Annotated in this window: 18 protein-coding genes and 3 pseudogenes; 11 read left to right on the top strand and 10 right to left on the bottom strand. The window is 71.4% G+C overall.

From position 1 onward, the window contains the following. The first annotated feature begins 23 nt into the window (after positions 1-23). The 5 genes from ACF1GV_RS16450 (at position 24) to ACF1GV_RS16430 (ending at position 3,998) form a co-directional block, all read left to right on the top strand. Positions 24-584 carry a Dps family protein gene (locus tag ACF1GV_RS16450; RefSeq protein WP_391680855.1) on the top strand — a complete coding sequence of 187 codons (561 nt, stop codon included), beginning with the start codon at positions 24-26 and terminating at the stop codon, positions 582-584. A gap of 384 nt (positions 585-968) precedes the next feature. Further along, on the top strand, positions 969-2,558 hold the full coding sequence (locus tag ACF1GV_RS16445; protein WP_391681618.1) for a PP2C family protein-serine/threonine phosphatase: 1,590 nt from the start codon (positions 969-971) through the stop codon (positions 2,556-2,558). Between the two features lie 94 nt (positions 2,559-2,652). Next, positions 2,653-3,156 (top strand): STAS domain-containing protein, encoded by a 504-nt coding sequence (locus tag ACF1GV_RS16440; protein ID WP_391680853.1) that lies wholly within the window; start codon positions 2,653-2,655, stop codon positions 3,154-3,156. Between the two features lie 108 nt (positions 3,157-3,264). Continuing rightward, a complete protein-coding gene (locus tag ACF1GV_RS16435; RefSeq protein ID WP_391680851.1) occupies positions 3,265-3,624 on the top strand; it encodes an STAS domain-containing protein in 360 nt (119 codons plus the stop codon). Positions 3,625-3,737: 113 nt separating this feature from the next. Continuing rightward, a complete protein-coding gene (locus tag ACF1GV_RS16430) occupies positions 3,738-3,998 on the top strand; it encodes a GlsB/YeaQ/YmgE family stress response membrane protein (protein WP_363264250.1) in 261 nt (86 codons plus the stop codon). A 132-nt stretch (positions 3,999-4,130) separates the two neighbouring features. On the opposite strand, the gene ACF1GV_RS16425 is transcribed toward ACF1GV_RS16430, so the two are convergent. The 5 genes from ACF1GV_RS16425 to ACF1GV_RS16405 form a co-directional block, all read right to left on the bottom strand. Then, positions 4,131-4,607 carry an ATP-binding protein gene (locus tag ACF1GV_RS16425; protein WP_391680849.1) on the bottom strand — a complete coding sequence of 159 codons (477 nt, stop codon included), beginning with the start codon at positions 4,605-4,607 and terminating at the stop codon, positions 4,131-4,133. 266 nt (positions 4,608-4,873) lie between these two features. Next, entirely contained in the window at positions 4,874-6,943 is a 2,070-nt protein-coding gene (locus tag ACF1GV_RS16420) for a putative Ig domain-containing protein (RefSeq protein ID WP_391680846.1), read from the bottom strand. Between the two features lie 286 nt (positions 6,944-7,229). Next, positions 7,230-7,382 (bottom strand): hypothetical protein, encoded by a 153-nt coding sequence (locus ACF1GV_RS16415; RefSeq protein WP_391680845.1) that lies wholly within the window; start codon positions 7,380-7,382, stop codon positions 7,230-7,232. A gap of 171 nt (positions 7,383-7,553) precedes the next feature. Then, complete coding sequence (locus ACF1GV_RS16410; protein ID WP_391681616.1) at positions 7,554-8,039, bottom strand: trehalase-like domain-containing protein; 486 nt, start codon at positions 8,037-8,039, stop codon at positions 7,554-7,556. A 30-nt stretch (positions 8,040-8,069) separates the two neighbouring features. Next, positions 8,070-8,510 (bottom strand): hypothetical protein, encoded by a 441-nt coding sequence (locus tag ACF1GV_RS16405; RefSeq protein WP_391680842.1) that lies wholly within the window; start codon positions 8,508-8,510, stop codon positions 8,070-8,072. Between the two features lie 372 nt (positions 8,511-8,882). Here ACF1GV_RS16405 and ACF1GV_RS16400 point away from each other — a divergent pair, with 372 nt between their 5' ends. Both ACF1GV_RS16400 and ACF1GV_RS16395 read left to right on the top strand, forming a co-directional pair. Beyond that, the gene (locus ACF1GV_RS16400) at positions 8,883-9,065 is read left to right on the top strand and encodes a hypothetical protein (RefSeq protein WP_391680840.1); all 183 of its coding nucleotides are present in this window, start codon (positions 8,883-8,885) and stop codon (positions 9,063-9,065) included. 1,000 nt (positions 9,066-10,065) lie between these two features. Then, entirely contained in the window at positions 10,066-12,132 is a 2,067-nt protein-coding gene (locus tag ACF1GV_RS16395; protein ID WP_391680838.1) for a SpoIIE family protein phosphatase, read from the top strand. Between the two features lie 22 nt (positions 12,133-12,154). Here ACF1GV_RS16395 and ACF1GV_RS16390 read toward each other — a convergent pair whose 3' ends face one another. From ACF1GV_RS16390 to ACF1GV_RS16380, 3 genes and pseudogenes are all read right to left on the bottom strand, one after another. Further along, positions 12,155-12,676, bottom strand: a complete 522-nt coding sequence (locus ACF1GV_RS16390) for a hypothetical protein (RefSeq protein WP_391681614.1) — start codon at positions 12,674-12,676, stop codon at positions 12,155-12,157. A gap of 39 nt (positions 12,677-12,715) precedes the next feature. After that, positions 12,716-13,039: pseudogene (locus tag ACF1GV_RS16385) on the bottom strand (ATP-binding protein); the annotation flags it as partial. 5 nt (positions 13,040-13,044) lie between these two features. Then, positions 13,045-13,245, bottom strand: a pseudogene (locus tag ACF1GV_RS16380) (hypothetical protein); the annotation flags it as partial. Positions 13,246-13,561: 316 nt separating this feature from the next. On the opposite strand from ACF1GV_RS16380, the pseudogene ACF1GV_RS16375 reads away from it, so the two are divergent. Next, positions 13,562-13,897 (top strand): annotated as a pseudogene (locus tag ACF1GV_RS16375) (PucR family transcriptional regulator); the annotation flags it as partial. Between the two features lie 15 nt (positions 13,898-13,912). Here the strand turns inward: ACF1GV_RS16375 and ACF1GV_RS16370 are convergent. Continuing rightward, complete coding sequence (locus ACF1GV_RS16370) at positions 13,913-14,650, bottom strand: flavodoxin family protein (RefSeq protein ID WP_391680835.1); 738 nt, start codon at positions 14,648-14,650, stop codon at positions 13,913-13,915. A 325-nt stretch (positions 14,651-14,975) separates the two neighbouring features. Between ACF1GV_RS16370 and ctaD the strand changes: the two genes are divergently transcribed. Continuing rightward, positions 14,976-16,715 (top strand): cytochrome c oxidase subunit I, encoded by a 1,740-nt coding sequence (gene ctaD / locus ACF1GV_RS16365; protein WP_391680832.1) that lies wholly within the window; start codon positions 14,976-14,978, stop codon positions 16,713-16,715. After that, positions 16,712-17,083: a hypothetical protein gene (locus tag ACF1GV_RS16360; protein ID WP_391680829.1), complete on the top strand. Its 372-nt coding sequence runs from the start codon at positions 16,712-16,714 to the stop codon at positions 17,081-17,083. The genes ctaD and ACF1GV_RS16360 overlap by 4 nt, the downstream gene beginning before the upstream one ends. Before the next feature lie 69 nt (positions 17,084-17,152). Here the strand turns inward: ACF1GV_RS16360 and ACF1GV_RS16355 are convergent, their stop codons facing one another. After that, positions 17,153-17,749, bottom strand: coding sequence for a hypothetical protein (locus ACF1GV_RS16355; RefSeq protein ID WP_391680826.1), 597 nt, complete (start codon positions 17,747-17,749; stop codon positions 17,153-17,155). 144 nt (positions 17,750-17,893) lie between these two features. Between ACF1GV_RS16355 and ACF1GV_RS16350 the strand changes: the two genes are divergently transcribed. Beyond that, the gene (locus ACF1GV_RS16350; protein ID WP_391680823.1) at positions 17,894-18,907 is read left to right on the top strand and encodes a bile acid:sodium symporter family protein; all 1,014 of its coding nucleotides are present in this window, start codon (positions 17,894-17,896) and stop codon (positions 18,905-18,907) included. Positions 18,908-19,052 lie beyond the last annotated feature (145 nt).

The following is a 19,052-nucleotide window of genomic DNA, read 5'->3' as shown; positions in this document are numbered from 1 at the left end:
ATCGCACGACGAAGGAGCTTGACGTGGCCCAGGATCTGACCCCCCGCTACACGGTTCCCGGCATCGAGCGCGAGGCCGCCGGCCGGCTCATCGGCCTCCTCCGCCTGCGCCTGCACGCCCTCAACGACCTGCACCTCACCCTCAAGCACATCCACTGGAACGTCGTCGGTCCGCACTTCATCGCCGTGCACGAGATGGTCGACCCGCAGGTCGACCGGGTGCGCGAGATGGCCGACGACGTGGCCGAGCGCATCGCGGCGCTCGGCGGCGTCGCCCAGGGCACGCCCGGCGCACTCGTCGCGGAGCGGAAGTGGGACGACTACTCGATCGGCCGCGCCGACGCCCTCGCTCACCTCGGCGCACTCGACGTCGTCTACACGGGCGTGATCGAGGGCGTGCGCGCCGCGATCAAGGAGGCGGGCGAGATCGACCCCGCCACGGAGGACCTGCTCATCGAGCAGCTGCGGGACCTCGAGCAGTTCCAGTGGTTCGTGCGTGCCCACCTGGAGAGCGCGGGCGGCTCGCTCGCGACCGACGGGGCGAGGACGGAGGAGCAGGGCGCGGCTCGCGGCGGCGATCTCTGACTGTCCGTCACATCACGGCATCTCACCGGCCGTGCGACTCGGGGCCGGCTTCAGCCGCCGCTGCCGGCCTGGGGCGGCTCGGGGCTGCGTGAACCGGGCTGCCTCACAGGGGCGTCGGCCGGGGGGGGCGTCCGCACAGGGCTGCCCGCACAGGGCCGTCGGCGGGGGGCGGTAATGGGGGGGCGCCCCCGAGCTCCCAAGCTGCTTGCGCCGTAAGGCTTCATACGGGACTGTTGTCGGAGGACATCTGTTTCCTGTCGTAGAGAGGTGGTGGGGTGCGCCAACGGCGTGCCCCCGCGTGTGTTCGATGCCAGCGGCACCCCCGCCCTTCCTGCCGACGCCGTGGTCCATGGCGCCGCCGCCCGGGACCTGTCCCCCTTCCCGGTGATCGTCGCGGACGTCAACGGCTGTGTGGTGGAACTCAATGACGCCGCACGCCTGTTGTGGCCGCGGGCCGCTGCCGGTGACCGGTTGCGCAACGTGGCGCCGTTCTGGCTGGCCGACGCGCACGTCCGACTTGCCGGTGAGGCCCGCGAGGGCGCGCTGCCGGTCCACGGGGCCATCGCGGACCGCCACTTCGAGGCCCATCCGACCCTGCCGGACGACCGCCATGTGGTGTGGTGGCTCGTCGACGACACCGACCGGCGGATCGCCGAAACCGCGCTGGCCGGCGCCCGACGCAGGTCCGCGCTGCTGTCCGACATGGCCGGCCAGTTGCTGTCGACGCTGGACCTGACGCGCTGCATGGAGATGACGGCGCGGATGGCCACCGACCATCTCGCCGAGGCGGCCCTGCTCGTCGCTCCGCCGCAGGGTCACCGCCACTCGTTGACGTACGCGCACCGCGGCGGCCCGGTGACCCGGATGACCGCGCAGGTCGACGTGGACCGCGTGCCCGGTCTTGCCGAGGCGCTGCAGGGGTTCCCTCCCGTCCCGGCGCGCTGGATCGACCCGGCCGTCCTGCCCGAGTGGGTGCATCCGCCGGACTTCACCGAACCGATCGGTTCCGTCATCGTCACCCCGCTGCCGGGACACGGCGTGCCCGCCGGTGCCCTGATCCTGCTGCGGTCCGGCCACGAACGCGCCTTCAGCGCGGACGAGGAGCTGTTCGCGCGCCTCCTCGCCGCCCGCGCCGGAGCCGCCCTGTCCGCCGCGCGTCTGTACACCGAGCAGACCGCGATCACCACCACCTTGATGCGGGAGCTGCTGCCGCCGACCCTGCGGAGCGTGCACGGCGTGGACTACGCCGGCGCCTACCGCCCGGCGCGCGACAACGAGCGGATCAGCGGCGACTTCTACGACGTGCACCCCGGTGCCGATCCCGCCGAGGAGACACTGGTGGTCCTCGGGGACGTGGCAGGCAAGGGCCTGGAAGCCGCGGTGCTGACCGGCAAGATCCGCAACACCTTGCACGCGCTGCTCCCGCTGGCCGCCGACCACGCGCGCGTGCTGACGCTGCTCAACGGGGCGTTGTTGTCCTCCCATCACACCCGGTTCGCCACCCTGGTGCTGGCGTCGGTCCGCCGTCGCGGTGGCAAGGTGGACCTGCGGCTGACGAGTGCGGGCCACCTGGCCCCGCTGATCGTCCGCGGGGACGGCACCGTCGAGGAGGCCGACACGCACGGCTCGCTCATCGGGGCCCTGCCAACCGTCACCGCCGTCAGCGCCGAAGTGACGCTGCGGCCCGGAGAGACCTGTGTGCTGTACACCGACGGGGTCAGCGAGGCCCGCGGTGGCCCGCTGGGGGACGAACTGTTCGGCGAAAGCCGGCTCAAGCGGGCCCTCGCCGAGTGCGCGGGCATGCCGGCGGAGGCCGTCGTCGAGCGGATCCAGTTGCTGACCGCGCAGTGGCTGGGACCGGGCAGCCATGACGACATCGCCACCGTCGCCATCAGCGCGCCGCGTACGGCGGAGCTGACGGTGGTGGGCGGTCAGGGCCGCGCGGGCTCGGCGGCTGTGCGGAGGACCGGGTGAGCGCTCCCCCGGTGACCGCGACGGACATCCCGGTGGAGGCGTTCTGCGCCACGGCCTGCCACCCCTTCGGGCCCGGCGGGTGCCCCCGCACTCCGTGGCCGTCGCACTCGACGTACTCGGCGGCCGGCTGCGTGACTTCTCCCGTGCCCTGCGCCTGCTCCGCGACGGGACGGCCGCCCTGGCCGACCGGCGCCCTGCCCCCTGTCCCCGGCCCCCTCAGCGACATATGACCCAGCTTCCGCCCACCACCCTGCGCCTCACCGTCGCCGACCGAGCCCATGAGCTCACCGTCGACGTCGAGGGCGAGCTCTGTCTCGACACCGGCGACCGACTGGTCGATACCGTGTCCGAGCACCTGACCCGGCGTCCGGACGTGCGCGGGGTGCGCCTGAACTGCGCCCGCCTGTCCTGGATCGACTCCGCCGGCCTTTCGGCGCTGCTGATGGTGCATCGTCGCGTCGGCGCCGCCGGCTGCATCCTCCGCCTCGACGACCGCCCCGCCCTGCTCGAGCGCATGCTGCGCCAGACCGGCACGCTCGGCCATCTCACCGCCCTGCCGCTCCAGGACGACGACGCCGGGGGAGCCCATGCCACCTGACGTGTTTCCCCCAGGCAACTCATCGCCGGGACGGGGTAGAAGAGGATCACAGGAGCAGACGGCATCAGCGCCGTCGCGCGAGCGGACCAGGGGCACGAGGACGACGGAATGCAGTGGGACAACAGGGCGACCGTGAAGGTGACCTGCCATGACCGAGTCTTCGAGATCAGCGTGCGCGGCGAGGTCGACTACGACGAGGACGACCTCCTGCAGGCCGCCTGGGCCGAGGCCGAGGAGTCGGCACGCCGGGTGACCGTGGTGGATCTGTCCCGGGTCACGTTCGCCGACAGCGGGCTGCTCAACGCCCTCCTCGAGGCCTGGCAGCAGCACCGGGCCGACGGCCGTGAACTGAGACTGCTCGGCCCCTTCCACCCGTCCGTCGAGCGGCTGTTCACCCTCACCGGCACCCGGGACCACTTCACGGTCACCGACTCGCGCACCCGGGCCATGCGCGCGGACGGCGCCTGAGGCGGAACGGATCGCGCAGGCGTACGGACGGCCGCTGGGGGCATTCGGGAGATGCACCAACGATCCACGACTCACGGGTGAACCTCACCGGTGAACAGGGAGGGAGAAAGAAAGTGTCGTTCCTCTGGGCCATCGTCGCCGGCCTCATCATCGGTCTGCTGGCCAAGCTCGTCATTCCCGGCCGCCAGCCGATCCCGCTGTGGCTGACGGTCATCCTCGGTATCCTCGGCGGAGTCGCCGGCAACGCGCTCGCGAGCGCCATGGGTGTGCGGGACACGGGCGGTATCGACTGGATCCGCCACGTCCTGCAGATCGGCGTCGCCGCGGTCCTGATCGCCTTCGTCACCCCGCTGTGGGCCCGACGGCATGCATGAACCCGGGCGACCGGCCCCGTCGGCCCGAGGCCGCCGGGGCCGGCGCGGGGCCACCACAGCTTGCTGAAACAGCGGTGCCGGTCTCCGCGCGCACGCGTCGAGAGGCCGTCACGCTGTCGAGAGGCCGTCACGCTAGCGAAGGCCGGTGAGGCCCTCCTCCGGCGGGTCGGCGAGCGCGATGCGCGCGGTGACCCGCTTGCCGAGCGGTTCCCGCTGCACCTCGAACCCCTGCACGACCGCCATCACGATCTCCAGGCCATGCTGTCCGACACGTCCCGGATCGGCAGCCCGGGCCACCGGCAGCGACGGATCGCTGTCCCATACGACCACCTCCACGAGGCCGCCGACGACACGCAGTTCCATCAGCACCGGTCCCGGAGCGTACTTGCGGGCGTTGGTGACCAACTCGCTCACCACCAGCCGGGTCACGTCCATCGCGCGGGCCGACACCGGCAGCCCGTACTCCCGCTGCACGCGGGCCAGGAAGCCGGCCGCATGACGGCGTGCCTCGGCGATACTCGCGCCGGCACCGTCGAGCGCGACGATCTCCTGCATCGGCTCGCGGCCGGCCACACCTTCACCGCCAGGCGCAGAATCCACCGGGTCCATTCGCGTTCCCCCGTTCATGAGCCCACGTCTTCCCGCCGAAGGGCCGGACATGCCCGGCGGCCGCACCGGGGCTCGTCCGCCCCGCCGGCGGCGCCGGAAACCGGATGCAACGGTACGCCTGCACGCGCCCACTGGTGCGCGACGGCCCCGAGGGCCGGCCTCACCCCGCTGGACACCTGACGGAGGCCCGCAGACCCGTCCGGAAACGCGGCCGTCCCGCACGCGGACGGCTTCCGCGTGCGGGACGGGCGCTGTGTGGCCGGGCGTCAGCCGGTCGTCAGGGCGGTGTCGTCCACGACGAAGCTGGTCTGCAGGGAGGAGTCCTCCACGCCGTTGAACTTCAGAGTGACCGTCTGGCCCGCCAGCGAGGACAGGTCGAAGGTCTTCTGCGCATAGCCCGAGGCGGCGTTGACGTTCGAGTACGTCGCCAGGGTGGTCGAACCGGCGGTGACCGTCAGCTTGTCGTACGCGGTGCTGCCGGACTCGGCGGTGTCGATGTGCAGGTAGAAGGTGAGCGTGGCCTTGCAGCCGGCCGGGATCGTCACCGACTGGGACACGGTGTCGGTGTGCGAGGAGCCGTAGCCGTCGAGCCAGGCCTTGTAGGAACCGCCGTGGGCGGCCTCACCGGTGTCGTTGGTGATGACGCCGGTGGTGGAGGTCCAGCCGGTGCTGCCGGACTCGAAGCCCGGGTTGGCCAGCAGTTGCGAGGCGGAGCAGGTGCCGCCCGAGGAGCCGACGGTCCAGGTGAAGGAGGTCGAGCCGGAGGCGCCGGTGGAGTCCTTGGCGGTGACGGTGACCTGGTAGGTGCCGGCGGTGGACGCCGTGCCGGAGATCAGGCCGGTGGAGCTGTTGATGGACAGGCCCGTCGGCAGTCCGGACGCGCTGTAGGTGAGGGCCGCGCCCGCGCTGTCGGTGGCGTGGATCTGCAGGCTGACCGAGCCGCCGGTGGTGGTGGACTGGCTGCCGGGGTTGGTGACGGTCACCGTGTTGCCGGTGGAGGTGCCGGCGGTGAAGGCGGCGGTGCCGTTCGGGGTGCCCCAGCCGGTCGGGCCGTCGTACCCGGTGCCCGCGGTGCAGAAGTACGAGGTGGTGCAGGAGCCGTTGGAGCCGCTGGTCACGTCGTACAGGTTGCCGGTGTGCTGGTAGGGGTACTTCGCCGGGTAGTCGGTCGTGCCCGGGGTGCCCGCGAGGGCGTAGACGCCGGCGACGATCGGGGCGGAGGCGCTGGTCCCGCCGTAGACCGCCCAGCCGGAACCGCCGTAGGTGTCGTAGACCGCGACGCCGGTGGCCGGGTCGGCGACGGCGGAGACGTCGGCCTCCATGCGCTTGGCGCAGCCGGTGTCGGTCTGCCAGCTCGGCTTGGGGTCGTAGGCCGAGCAGCCGGAGCCGGTGCCCTCGGTGGAGTTGGTGTGCCACACCGACTCGCTCCAGCCACGGGAGTTGGAGGCGGTGGTGAGCGCGGTGCCGCCGACGGCGGTCACGTACTGGGAGGTCGCCGGGTACTCGGCGCCGTAGGCGGAGTCACCGGAGGAGACGGTGATGGCGACGCCGGGGTGCTTGAAGTACTGGGTGTCCTCGGTGGTCTGCGAGGAGGCCTCGGAGCCGCCCCAGCTGTTGGAGACGACCTTGGCGCCGAGCGTGACGGCCTCGTTCTCGGCTATGCCGAGGTCGGTGTCGTTCGCGGAGTTGGCCTCGACCAGGATGATGCTGCAGTTCGGGCAGACGGCGCTGACCATGTCGAGGTCGAGGGCCTCTTCACCGGCCCAGCCGGTGTCGTTGGTCGGCAGCGACGTGGTGGAGCCGGTCTGGCTGACCTGCTTGAAGCAGCCGTTGGCCTTGGTGCAGGAGGACAGGCCGTAGGTGGAGCGGTAGGTCGCGAGGTCCGACTCGGCGTTGGGGTCGTTGTAGGCGTCGACGATGGCGACCGTCATGCCGGAACCGCCCGTGGTGGGCAGGTTGTAGGCGCTGTGCAGGTTCGCCGGCGACAGGCCCGAGGGGGTGGCGGCGGCGAGGGCCGAGGCGAGCCGCTGCTTGATGTCGGTGCGGCGCTGGGCGAAGCACGACGCGTGGCCGGGCTCGGCGGTGGCGCACAGGTGTGTGGTGGGAACCTTCTGGCCGGCGTTGCCGGTGGAGTGGTAGGTCTGCCGCTCGGGTGCGGTCAGCGCCTTGTGGTTCTGCGTGACCTCGGTGGTGTGCGGGGTGGGAGCGGCGACTTGGGCCGCCCCTGCCGTCGGCGCCGCGACGAGTCCGGTGACGGTGAGGGCGAGCGCGGGGAAGGCGACGGCGACGAGTCTTCGCAGACTGTGCCGGCGCCCGCTCGGGCGTGACTCACGCATGGGGTACTGCCTCCGATGTGAGGTGGGGTTCGCACTGGGTGGGCAGGCCCGTGACGCGCGCAGCGGCGGCAGAACGACGCAGTCATGAGCATGACACACAACGCCCCGCATGCTGGTTGAACATGGCATGACAGGGTGCGGGAGGAACATAAGTCCGCCGCGCGCGGACCGGCAGTACCGCAGGGAATTCTTTGCTACCCCATAGGATGCGATTGGCACCGTCATTGGAGGGCACTGGGGCGGGCTTGATTCACCTCACAGCCCCACGTGAACCAGTCGTTCGCGCTCAGCTCCAGGCCCGGTCGAGCGCCTCGTCAAGTGCCGTCGCCGCGGTGACCAGGGCGAGGCGGGTGAACGCCTGCGGGAAGGTGCCCAGTTGTTCACCGAACGGGCCGAACTCCTCGGCGAAGGCGCCGACGTGGTGGGCGTAGGTGAGCATCTTGCCGAAGCCGTAGCGGGCCTGGTCCAGGCGACCGGCGCGGGGGCCAGGGCGTTCACGTCCACTGACGGACGGCGTGCGCCTCCTCCTCGTGCCCCAGGTCGAGCAGGGCGTGGACGGGCAGCCGCAGCCGTCCGACCCTGCGTCAGCTCGGCCTGGCCGCATACGTCGTCACCGCCCCGTTCCAGGCGTACGGCGGCCACCGGCTGGAGGAGGGCGTCCGTACCGGGACCCGCGAAACGGGCGGCGCCCTCGTGGAGTTGCAGGCGGTGCCGCCCGCGGCCGTAGGCCAAGCGAGGGCGGCAGGTCAGGCGGAACCGGATCCGTCCGCGCGGCACCCGCATCGCCCGGATGAACCGGTGCCGGGAGCTCGGGGTCTGCGGGCGGTCCAGGGGCATGTGGTCGACGACCTCGCCGACCCCCTCCGGGGTGAGGAAACCGGGTGACGAGGATCGCGGTGTCCGGGAAGTGCAGCTGGCGGGTGGTGACGTCCGGGCCCTCCACGGTGATCGCGAAGTGGCCGCCGCGGTCGTGGTCGAGGAGGGCCCCGAAGATGCCGGACGAGTCGGAACGGGGCGCGCACCGCCGGTCGACCACGCCCTCGGAGGAGACCAGCGCGACGGTCTGGAGGTCTCCGACGAGGCCGTGGCCGGCGATGGGCGGGTAGCGTCGCGCGGTGCCCGGGTGTCAGCTCGTCGCTTCCCGGTGGCTGGCCAGCGCCCAGACGATGAAGACGTCGATCGCCATCACGACCAGGGACCAGACGGGATGGTAGGGCAGGAACAGGAACTGCGCGATCAGGCTGAGCGAGGCCAGGAAGATGCCCGCGAAGCGCGCCCAGGCCATGCCTCTCAACAGGCCCGCTCCGGTGAGCGCGGCGAGCGCTCCGATGACGATGTGGATGATGCCCCAGCCGGTCAGGTTGATCTCGTAGACGTAGGTGCCGACGCGGGCGTACACGTCGTCCTTGGAGACCGCCGCGATGCCCTGGAGGACGGCGAGGACGCCGCTGCACACCAGCATGACGGCGGCGAAGACGACCCCGCCCGCGGCCCAGCCGCCGCTCGTGCCGGCCGGCTGTGGCGGCCAGGGGCGGTCGGAACGGTTCGGCTGTGCGGCCTGGCTCATGGGGGTCCCTTCTCCTGCCCGGTGGCTCCCGTGACGTCGCCGCCGGGAAACCGCCGTGACGTCGCCGAACGGAAGTTCTGTCAGCCCTACGAGCGTCCGGCCGCCGCAGCCGTACGGCCATGTGGGGTGGGCCGGGCGGGTGACGAGGGCCGGCGCCCGTCCGTCGGCGACCGCCGGGCGGTCGCTGCCGCGGTCGCTGCTGCGTCAGGTGCGCGCCGGCCCGGGCCACCTTCCGGAACACCTCGCGCTGTTCGCGGTAGGCACCTGGGGCACGCCGCCGGCCGCCATACGGCACGCCTGCGCGAGCGTCGGCCCGACGCGCCGGTCGCGGAGCTGCGCCGCCGGGTGGCCGCGCGCGGCGAGCGCACCGTCGTGACGGAGGGAGCCTTCGCCGGCGGGCCCGTCCTGCTGCTGGTGCCGTTCACGCTCTGCACCGCGCTGCTCGGCCAGGACCGCACCGTACTGAAGCCCGCCGCGGTGAGCGGCCGGGACGCCGCTTCCGAGGACCGGGCGGCCGACGTTCTCGTCCTGCAGGGCGTACGCCGACACCGGTAGGGCCGCCGATGCGCCGGCGACCACGCGGCGCGCGCTCCTCGGCGACGGCCACCCCGGCTCCCAGGGAACCCGTCGCGCCGGCCTGTGGCGCCTCACCCTGCGGATGGCCCGCCTGCTGGGCCTGCTCACGCCTGCCACGGCCACGAGCCGGCGCTCCCGCTACACCCAGGTGGCCCGGATGGCCTTCCGCGGGCTGGTGTTCATGGCCGGGCATGGTGGCGCCCCTGGTGTGGGTGCCGTACATGGCGGTGTCGTACCGGTCCGCGACACGGCGGCTGACCGAGCGTGCGGAGGCCTACTATTTCGGGCAGGCCGGCGGTGCCGCACCCGAGCGGTCACGGCTGGACCCGGCCGTGCCGCTCGCCGCGGGGACGCGCGGTGCTGTCGCTGCTGCCGGATCGCGTTGGTGACGAGTTCGCTGACGATGAGTTCCGTCGCCATCGCCAGTTCCTCGAAGCCCCACACCTCCACCTGGCGCGTGGCGCGGGCTCGGACATCGCCGACGGCGGCCGGGTCGACGGGCACGTCCCAGGAGGACGACCTGGTCGGGACCCACCGCGTGGGTGCGGGCCGGCGGCAGGGCGACGTTGTCGGACTGGGGGGTGTGCACGAGGTGCTGGACGGCTCCCCGGCACAGGGTGCCGAGGTCGGCGCCGGGCCGGGCGAGGGGGTCGCGCGCCCCCGCGGCCGCGGGTGGATCGGAGCCGTTTCGCGCAGGGTCCATGTCGTGCGTCCTTCGACAGGATCACGGGGGCTTCTCGTCCGCGTGAGGATCATGATCCCGCTTGTCCGCTTACAGGACCCATGGTGCTGCCTGTCCGCCAGATCTGCATGGGCCGGCGGCGGGCCCGCCTGCTCCGGGAGGGCCGGCCGGAAGCCGTACGGGGCTGTCTCGCCCTCGCCGGGGAGGCGAGGGAGCATGGAGGGGCCGGGTTCCCAGCCGTACGGCGAGGACGGCGAAGGCCGGCGGGTGCTGCCGACCGGTACAGGAGGCGCAGGGATGACAGCCGAGACCTTCCCGCCCGACGGCGATCAGTACGGCACCGAGGCGCACCGGCAGACCAGCCTGCTGGATGTGCTGAGCGTGGCTGCGCTGGTGCTCGACGTCGAGGGACGCATCGTGTTCTGGACGCCGCAGGCGGAGGAATTGTTCGGCTACTCCGCAGCCGAGGCGCTGGGCAGGCCGGCGGCCCGGCTGATCATTCATCCCGAGCATCTGCAAGGGGTCCTCAAACTGTTCGCGGAGGTCCTGGAGACGGGCCGGAGCTGGGCCGGCGCGTTCCCGATCCGGCACAAGGACGGCAGCACGCGGCTGATGGAGTTCCGCAACATGCGGCTGCTCGACGACCTCGGCGACGTCTACGCCCTGGGGCTCGCCGCCGACCACAGCCTGCTGCAGCGGGTCGAGACCGATCTGGCATTGTGCGAACGGCTGATCAACCAGTCCCCGATCGGTCTCGCCATGCTCGACCCCGAACTGCGCTACCAACTGGTCAACCCGGCGCTGCAGCGGCTCGACGGCATTCCGGCCGAGGACCACATCGGCCGTCATCTGCGCGAGACGCTGCCCTTCCCCGACGTCGACAGCATCGAGTCCGCGCTGCGGCAGGTGCTCACCACCGGCACACCGCTGCTCGACCAGTACCACGTGGGCCGGGCCCGCTCCGCCCCCGAGCACGAGCGCGCCTGGTCGGTGTCCTTCTACCGGCTGGAGGACCCGGGCGGGCGGGTGCTCGGCGCGGCCATGTCGGTCGTCGACGTCACCGAACGGCACCGGGTGGCGGCCGAGGCCGACCGGGCACGGCGCCGGCTGGCCCTGATCGCGGACGCCTCCACCCGTGTCGGCACCTCGCTCGAGGTCGAGCAGACCGCCGCCGAGCTGGCCGAGATCGCCAGCGGCGCGCTGGCCGACGTGGTCGCCGTCGACGTACTGGACTCCGCTCTGGCCTGCCGCCGGATGCGCGAGCCGGACAACGGTCCGGAGCTGTTCCGTGCCCTCGCTCTCAAGGCGGACCACCCCTCCGTGGCACTGCGCGCCGCGGACGCCCCCGGCGACCTCGCCGCCTACGAGGGGGACCGCCTGGTCACTCTGTGCGTGCACACGGGCCGGCCGGTGCTCGTCCGGCACGTCGCTGAGCAGGATCTGCCGCGGATCGCCCGCGACGCCGAGGCCGCCGCGCTTCTCGCGCGTGCCGGGGTCCACTCCTATCTCGCCGTTCCGCTGATCGCCCACGGCGAGGTGCTCGGCGCCCTCGATCTCAAGCGCACCCGCAACCCGCTCCCCTTCGACGAGGACGACGTCATCCTGGCCGGCGAGCTGGCCGGCCGGGCCGCGATCGCCATCGACAACGCGCGCTGGTTCCAGAGCGTGCGCAACACGTCCCTGACCCTCCAGCGCAGCCTGCTGCCCGACCATCCGCCACACCACACCGGTCTGGAGCTCGCCTCCCGGTACCAGCCGGCACAGGCGACCAGCGAGGTGGGCGGCGACTGGTACGACGTCATCAAGCTGACCGGCGACAAGACCGCCCTGGTCGTCGGCGACGTCATGGGCAACGGCATCGACGCCGCCGCCACCATGGGACGGTTGCGGACCGCGACCTGCGCGTACGCGGATCTGGACCTGCCCCCGAGCGAGGTGCTCCGGCACCTGGACAAGATCACCTGCGATCTCGAGCATTACATCGTGACCTGCGTCTTCATCGTGTACGACCCGCATACGAGGCAGTGCTGCATAGCCAACGCCGGACACATGCCCCCCGCGCTGGCCCGTGCCGGCGAACCTGCGCGGCTACTCGAAGTGCCCTCCGGCGCCCCGCTCGGCATCGGCGGCGTCCTGTTCGAGACCACGACGGCCGAACTGCGCCCCGGCGACCTGCTGGTGCTCTACACCGACGGCCTGGTCGAAACCCGCCAGCACCCGATCGACGACCGCCTGAACGCCCTCCTCGGCTTCCTCGACGAACCCCAACGCCCCCTGGAGGAAACCTGCGACCTCCTCCTCTACGGCCTGCGCCAGCCCGACGACCACGACGACGTCGCCCTCCTGGTGGCACGGGCGCTGTAGCCGGGCCCGGCGCCCGGCGCCGTCAAGTGGCCGGCGTCGCCCGCGCCTTCGCGGTCATCTCCGCCAACTGCTTGATCTTGCGGCGTACGACGTACAGCGGGATCACTCCGAACACGCCGAACGACATGTCGATCACCGACCACCAGAAGGGGATTCCGCGCAACGGGCCGCAGATCAGGGCCAGCGGGATGATGCCGGCACAGGCGATCATCCCGAACTCGACGACCCAGATGTTGCGGACGGGGTCGCGGTAGGGGCCGTAGAAAGCCACCGCGATGACCAGGTGGGCGAAGGCCAGCCAGTCGGTGCCGTAGAGGAGGAAGGGGTAACGGGCGTCGGTGGCGTCCAGGCCGTCGCGCACCCGCTCGATCCACCGCATCAGACCCGGCAGATGGTCCGGCACGGACAGCGCCCGCAACACCGACTCGGTCCAGTGCAGTTCGTGCACCAGGGGGAAGGCCGTGGCGCCGCTGAGCACCAGGCAGACGACGAAGAGGACCAGCCAGGCGCGAACGCCCTTCAGCAGGGCGGCTCTGCCGCTCACATCGCTCATGGCGGCAGCATACGCCCGAATTGAACATGTTCAAAAACCTCTGCTGTGCGGATCTGCCGCCCGGTTGATGGCCGTCTCCACCGCCGCCATCCGGTCCGGGAGCAGGCCCAGCGCGGCGATCGCGCGCACCAGTGGCTCGTCGCCGGGGCGGCCGAGGGTGTGCATCCGGACGTAGGCGTTCTTGACCTCCGCCCAGCGGGCGGCCTGCTCCGCCGTCCGAGTGCCGCGCGGTTCCGCCAGTTTCAGCAGGTTGGCCTCCGCATCCGTGGTCAGGGTCTGGGCCTCGGCGCTGAAGTGGTCGTCGAGCAGGGCGTCGACCTCCGCGGCGTTCATCACCGGACGGACGCGCTGGGCGTGGCCTTCACCGAGATGTCCATCACCTCGGCCTTGTGCAGCACCGGCAGCACGACCTGCCCGGTGAAGGACACGTCGACCTTGCGGGTCTTGGACACGATCAGCGCCTTGCCCTGCTCGACCTTGCGGAACAGCCGGGAGAAGACGAACAGCACGACGGCGACGGCGACGAGGAGGACCGCAACGAGCACGCCGATGGCAGTCAGGGCATACGTCCTTGGGGCCGGAGAGGTCGGAAGGCGGCGAGCGGGGCGGGGTTTGGCCCGATGCCGGGCACCGGCAGGTGTCCGGCATCGGGCCATCGCAGTGCTCCCCTGGCGACATGGTGCACGCTTGGCCCGAACATCCGCATTGCCGGTGTCCGGCAATGTTCACCAAGGTCTCCGTGCCGGTGAACCGCCAGGAATCCGTCACCGGCACATCGAAAGCGGGGGGACCCCCGAGGGGTACGAGCGTGCACATCTTCTGGCGCTGCGTCAGGAAGCGGCGGCCCGCAAGGAGTTCATCGACGACCTGCTCTAGGCCCACGCGGCGACCGACGGCGGAAGGGGGGCCGTCGGCCGCGCCCAGCCGGGACCGGGCGGGGTCGTCCACTCCTACGAAGAGGCGCTGAACTGCCTGGAGATGGTCCCTCGGCTCGGTCTGGACGACCCGATCCTGTACGCCACCGACCTGCTGGTCCATCCCGTCCTGGCCCGTGACCGGCAGGCCATGGCCGACCTGGTCCTGAGCACCCTCGGTCCGCTCACCGCGGCGCGCGGCGGGGCGGAGCCGTTGCTGCCGACGCTGACGGTCTGCTTCGACTCGGGGTGCGTCGCCGCCGAGGCCGCCCGGCGGCTCTGCCTCAGCGTGCGCGCATCGTCCCGACCCGGGCTATCGGTGCTCGGGGTTGTCGTGGTCCCGGCGGCATCCTGCGTCCCAGGCGGTGCGCTGGTTGCCGTAGGCGGGAATGCCGCCGAGGTCCTTCAACGCCCGCGCCAGGTGCAGCAGGTTCCAGGTCATGAACGTCGTGTTGCGGTTGGTGAAGTCGTTCTCCGGACCGCCCGACCCCGGGTCGAGGTACGACGGCCCCGGTCCCGCTTCGCCGATCCAGCCGGCGTCGGCCTGGGGAGGGATGGTGTAGCCCAGGTGCTGCAGGCTGTAGAGGACGTTCATGGCGCAGTGCTTCACGCCGTCCTCGTTGCCGGTGATGAGGCAGCCGCCGACGCGGCCGTAGTAGGCGTACTGACCGGCGTCGTTGAGCAGGCTGGAGCAGGCGTAGAGGCGTTCGATCACCTGCTTCATCACCGAGCTGTTGTCGCCCAGCCAGATGGGACCGGCGAGGACCAGGATGTCCGAGGCCATGACCTGTTCGTACAACTGCGGCCAGGCGTCCGTCTGCCAGCCGTGCTCCCTCATGTCGGGCCACACGCCGGTGGCGATGTCGTGGTCCACGGCGCGGACGACGTCGACCCGCACTCCCTGCGCCTCCATGATGGCGCGGCTGCGGTCGACGAGTCCTTGGGTGTTGCTGGTCGCCGGGGAGCGCTTGAGGGTGCAGTTGATCACCAACGCGCGCAGGTCGTCGTACCGGGCCGGGGGTGGGTCGCCTGCGGGCGGCGAAGCGGTCACACGATCCTCCTGGAGGCCTTCCGCCGTACGGGTGCGCGGCGATGCGTGCGGGTGCGGCTCCAGCTTGCGGTCCGGGCGGCAGGACTGCCACCGCAACGAGGGCGCTGCCGACGACAGGTGTACGCGAGTGCGGCTCGGCCGGAAGGGTCACGCGGACGGGGCGGGGCGCGGGCAGGAGGCTGCCCGCGCGTCCATTGCTCCGTTCGTGTGCGATCGTCACGTGAACAGCCGCGTGTCGCTGCTTCCGGGCGACGCCCCGGACTGCGTCCGGCAAGGATGGCCTGACTGACGTGGCGAAGCCGGTCTTTCGAGAGAGACACAGCTTGTGAGCATCCTCAACGATCCCCAAGGTTCCCCAGCCGAAGAGGCGTATTACCAGGACGAGCTGCCCCTGCGGCGCAAGCGTCCCGGCAATGTCGTGGTGAAGTGGCTGACGACCACGGACCACAAGACGATCGGCACGCTGTACCTGTCGACGTCGTTCGCCTTCTTCCTCATCGGCGGCATCATGGCACTGCTCATGCGCGCCGAGCTGGCCCGCCCGGGTCTGCAGATCGTGTCGAACGAGCAGTTCAACCAGGCGTTCACGATGCACGGCACCGTGATGCTGCTGATGTTCGCGACGCCGCTGTTCGCCGGGTTCACCAACTGGATCATGCCGCTGCAGATCGGCGCGCCGGATGTCGCCTTCCCCCGGCTCAACATGTTCGCGTACTGGCTGTACCTGTTCGGCTCACTGATCGCGGTGGGCGGCTTCCTCACCCCGCAGGGCGCGGCCGACTTCGGCTGGTTCGCCTACACGCCGCTGTCGGACGCGATCCGTACGCCGGGCATCGGCGCCGACATGTGGATCATGGGTCTGGCCTTCTCCGGCTTCGGCACCATTCTCGGCTCGGTCAACTTCATCACCACGATCATCTGCATGCGTGCCCCGGGCATGACCATGTTCCGCATGCCGATCTTCGTGTGGAACGTGCTGCTGACCGGTGTCCTGGTCCTGCTGGCCTTCCCGGTCCTGGCGGCCGCGCTGTTCGCCCTGGAGGCGGACCGCAAGTTCGGCGCCCATGTCTACGATCCGGCCAACGGCGGGGCACTGCTGTGGCAGCACCTCTTCTGGTTCTTCGGCCATCCGGAGGTGTACATCATCGCCCTGCCGTTCTTCGGCATCGTCACCGAGATCATTCCGGTCTTCTCGCGTAAGCCGATCTTCGGTTACATGGGCCTGGTGGCCGCGACGATCGCGATCGCGGGTCTGTCCGCCACCGTCTGGGCGCACCACATGTACGTCACCCAGGGGGTGCTGCTGCCGTTCTTCTCCTTCATGACCTTCCTGATCGCCGTCCCGACCGGGGTGAAGTTCTTCAACTGGATCGGCACGATGTGGAAGGGCGCGCTCTCCTTCGAGACGCCGATGCTGTGGGCCACCGGCTTCCTCGTCACGTTCCTCTTCGGTGGTCTGACCGGTGTCATCCTGGCCTCGCCGCCACTGGACTTCGAGGTCTCGGACTCGTACTTCGTGGTGGCGCACTTCCACTACGTCGTGTTCGGCACGGTCGTCTTCGCGATGTTCGCGGGCTTCCACTTCTGGTGGCCGAAGTTCACCGGCAAGATGCTCGACGAGCGCCTGGGCAAGATGACCTTCTGGCTGCTGTTCGTCGGCTTCCACGGCACGTTCCTGGTGCAGCACTGGCTGGGCGCCGAGGGCATGCCGCGCCGTTACGCCGACTACCTGGCGGTGGACGGCTTCACCGCCCTGAACACGGTCTCGACGATCGCCTCCTTCGTACTCGGCCTGTCCATGCTGCCGTTTCTGTACAACGTCTGGAAGACGTCGAAGCACGGCAAGCACGTCGGTGTCGACGACCCGTGGGGCTACGGCCGCTCCCTGGAGTGGGCCACCTCCTGCCCGCCGCCGCGGCACAACTTCCTCACCCTGCCGCGGATCCGCAGCGAGTCCCCGGCGTTCGACCTGCACCACCCGGATATCTCCGAGCTGGACCAGAAGGCGCTCACCGGCCGGCGTGACGCCGTCGACGCCGCCGGGCACGAAGGCGAGCGGCGATGACCGACTCGGCTCACTCCCTCGCCCGGCACCAAGGGGCGGCGCTGGCCGACGAGATCGAGGGCTACCTCCTCGCCGAGGCCGACCGGGAACAGGCGCGGCGCGCGGCCGAGGCCTTCTGCGCCGGTCTGCCATGGCTGACCACCGCGCAGGCCGAGGAGGTGGCTCGGCTCTATGCCGAACAGCACATCGAACTCACCCGCGAGCGGCTGCGGGTGACGCTGCGCCGGGCCGGCGAACTGCGCGGCGAGTACGAGGCCCGCTACGCCCAGCTGCGGCAGCGCCTGCTGACCTGGCACGCCGTCCTGGGGTCGGCCGTCCTGGCCTGCGCCACGGGGGTCGGGGCCGTGGTGTCCACGGCGGTGCGCTGACGGACCACGGGACGGGGACGCGGCCCGCCGGGCCGCGCCCCCTGCGTCGTATCCGTTCTCGCGCGTGGTTCAGAACTTGCCCATGTGGTGGGCGATGCGGTGGCCCAGCTGCCGGCCGAACCGGTCTAGGAAGTCGGGGGCGAGCGGGGGCCAGCCCCAGAACTCGAAGGCCAGGGCGCCCAGCGCGAAGCCGTCCTCCCACTGCCACTCGGTGACCGGGACACGGGCGCCGCAGGCGGAGCAGGGCGCGGCGCCCTCTCCCGTCTCCTCCCAGGAGGCGATGCCGTCCCTGAAGGGCCGCCAGATCGCCTCGTCCGCCTCCCATTGCTGCGGATGGTCGATGACGACCGTCCGGGTCCGGCAGCGCGGGCAGACGGCGTACGCCGCCTCGTCCTGTCCCTGGCCCCCGACGTGCTGGTGGCGTCCGACGACGACGGCCACGGGTCCCGGCAGCCAGGTCGGGTCCGACGCGTCGGCCACGGCCCGTGCCCAGCGCGGGCCCGGCACATGGCCCGTGTCCACGTGCAGGCTGTACACCGCCTCGCCGGACGTCTCCCGAGTGATCAGTCCCTCGGCCACCATCCGGTCCACCGTCCGCTGCGCGAGCCGGCCGGCCTCCTCGCCGCTCACTTCGAGGTCCACGATCCGCTCGTAGTAGTCGCCCATCGTCCTGCCGTCCCCTCTCGGTCGCCGCGAGCATCGTAGTGACAGTGCGCGAGCTGACTCTTTGCCGAATGGTCCCTTCGTTCGACCCGGCCCGGATCGCGAGACGATGTTGCCAGGCAGGATGCGTGGCCTTTACATGTTTCCATGCAGAGCTCCAACATCCCGACCACGACCTCCGGTCCGGCCGCGCAGGCCACCGGCCCTGGCCCTGGCCCCGCGGACCGCGCCGCCCGGCGAGCCGTCACCGTCTTCCCCCTTCTCGTCGTCGCGGCGGGCGCCCTCGGTCTCGCCTCTCCCGGCATGTTCACCGGCTACGGCCCCTGGGTGCCGTATCTGCTCGGCGTGGTCATGTTCTGCATGGGACTCACCATGTCCCTGGAGGACTTCCGCGGCGTGGCCCGGCGGCCCTGGGTCGTGCTCCTGGGTCTCGTGGCCCACTACGTGATCATGCCGGGCCTGGGCTGGCTCATCGCCCATCTGCTGCACCTGTCGCCCGCGCTCGCGGCCGGGGTGATCCTGGTCGGCTGTGCCCCCAGCGGCACCGCGTCCAACGTCGTCACCTACCTCGCCCGGGGCGACGTCGCGCTGTCGGTGTCCGTCGCCACCGTTTCAACGGTGCTCGCACCGCTGCTCACGCCGCCGTTGACGCTGCTGCTCGCCGGTCAGTACCTGCCCGTCGACGCGGGGTCGATGGTGACCGACATCCTCAAGACCGTGCTGCTGCCCGTTCTCGGCGGACTCGTGGTGCGGCTGGTCGCCGGGCGGCGGATCGAGCGCGTCCTGGGTGCCATGCCGTGGCTGTCGTCCCTGGCGATCGCGGTGATCGTCGCCGTGGTCGTCGCGGGCAGCGCCGGCGCGCTGAAGTCCGCCGCGCTCACCGTGCTGGTGGCCGTCGTGCTGCACAACGGATGCGGCCTGGCCCTCGGCTACGGGTGCGGCCGGCTCGCCCGCCTGGGCCGCCCGGCCTCCCGCGCGATGGCCTTCGAGGTCGGCATGCAGAACTCCGGCCTCGCCGCCTCACTGGCCACCGCGCATTTCACGCCGCTCGCCGCGCTGCCGGCCGCCGTGTTCTCGGTGTGGCACAACGTCTCCGGCGCGCTCGTGGCCGCCTGGATGGCGCGCCGCGCACCGGAGCGGCGGGGCACGGCCGACGCGTGAGGCACACCCCGGGCGCGTACACCGGCCGTACTCCACCGGCGGGCCGTCCACGGGCGGTGGTGGTCCGGCGAAGGGGGGTACTCGGCCTGCGGTGCGCACGCCGGCGCCCCGTCTGGTCGCCCTCGGCCGGCGGTGGGATTCTGGG

The organism is Streptomyces sp. NPDC014006, assembly GCF_043088925.1.
Classification (GTDB): domain Bacteria; phylum Actinomycetota; class Actinomycetes; order Streptomycetales; family Streptomycetaceae; genus Streptomyces.
This window is presented reverse-complemented; position numbering and strand designations above follow the sequence as displayed.

Coding starts and splice junctions, on each gene's coding strand:
- ACF1GV_RS16420 (WP_391680846.1), bottom strand. CDS start 6,943: ATGCGTGAGTCACGCCCGAGCGGGCGCCGGCACAGTCTGCGAAGACTC.
- ACF1GV_RS16405 (WP_391680842.1), bottom strand. CDS start 8,510: ATGAGCCAGGCCGCACAGCCGAACCGTTCCGACCGCCCCTGGCCGCCA.
- ACF1GV_RS16360 (WP_391680829.1), top strand. CDS start 16,712: ATGACCGACTCGGCTCACTCCCTCGCCCGGCACCAAGGGGCGGCGCTG.
- ACF1GV_RS16355 (WP_391680826.1), bottom strand. CDS start 17,749: ATGGGCGACTACTACGAGCGGATCGTGGACCTCGAAGTGAGCGGCGAG.
- ACF1GV_RS16425 (WP_391680849.1), bottom strand. CDS start 4,607: ATGGACCCGGTGGATTCTGCGCCTGGCGGTGAAGGTGTGGCCGGCCGC.
- ACF1GV_RS16395 (WP_391680838.1), top strand. CDS start 10,066: ATGACAGCCGAGACCTTCCCGCCCGACGGCGATCAGTACGGCACCGAG.
- ACF1GV_RS16350 (WP_391680823.1), top strand. CDS start 17,894: ATGCAGAGCTCCAACATCCCGACCACGACCTCCGGTCCGGCCGCGCAG.
- ACF1GV_RS16435 (WP_391680851.1), top strand. CDS start 3,265: ATGCAGTGGGACAACAGGGCGACCGTGAAGGTGACCTGCCATGACCGA.
- ACF1GV_RS16415 (WP_391680845.1), bottom strand. CDS start 7,382: ATGCTCACCTACGCCCACCACGTCGGCGCCTTCGCCGAGGAGTTCGGC.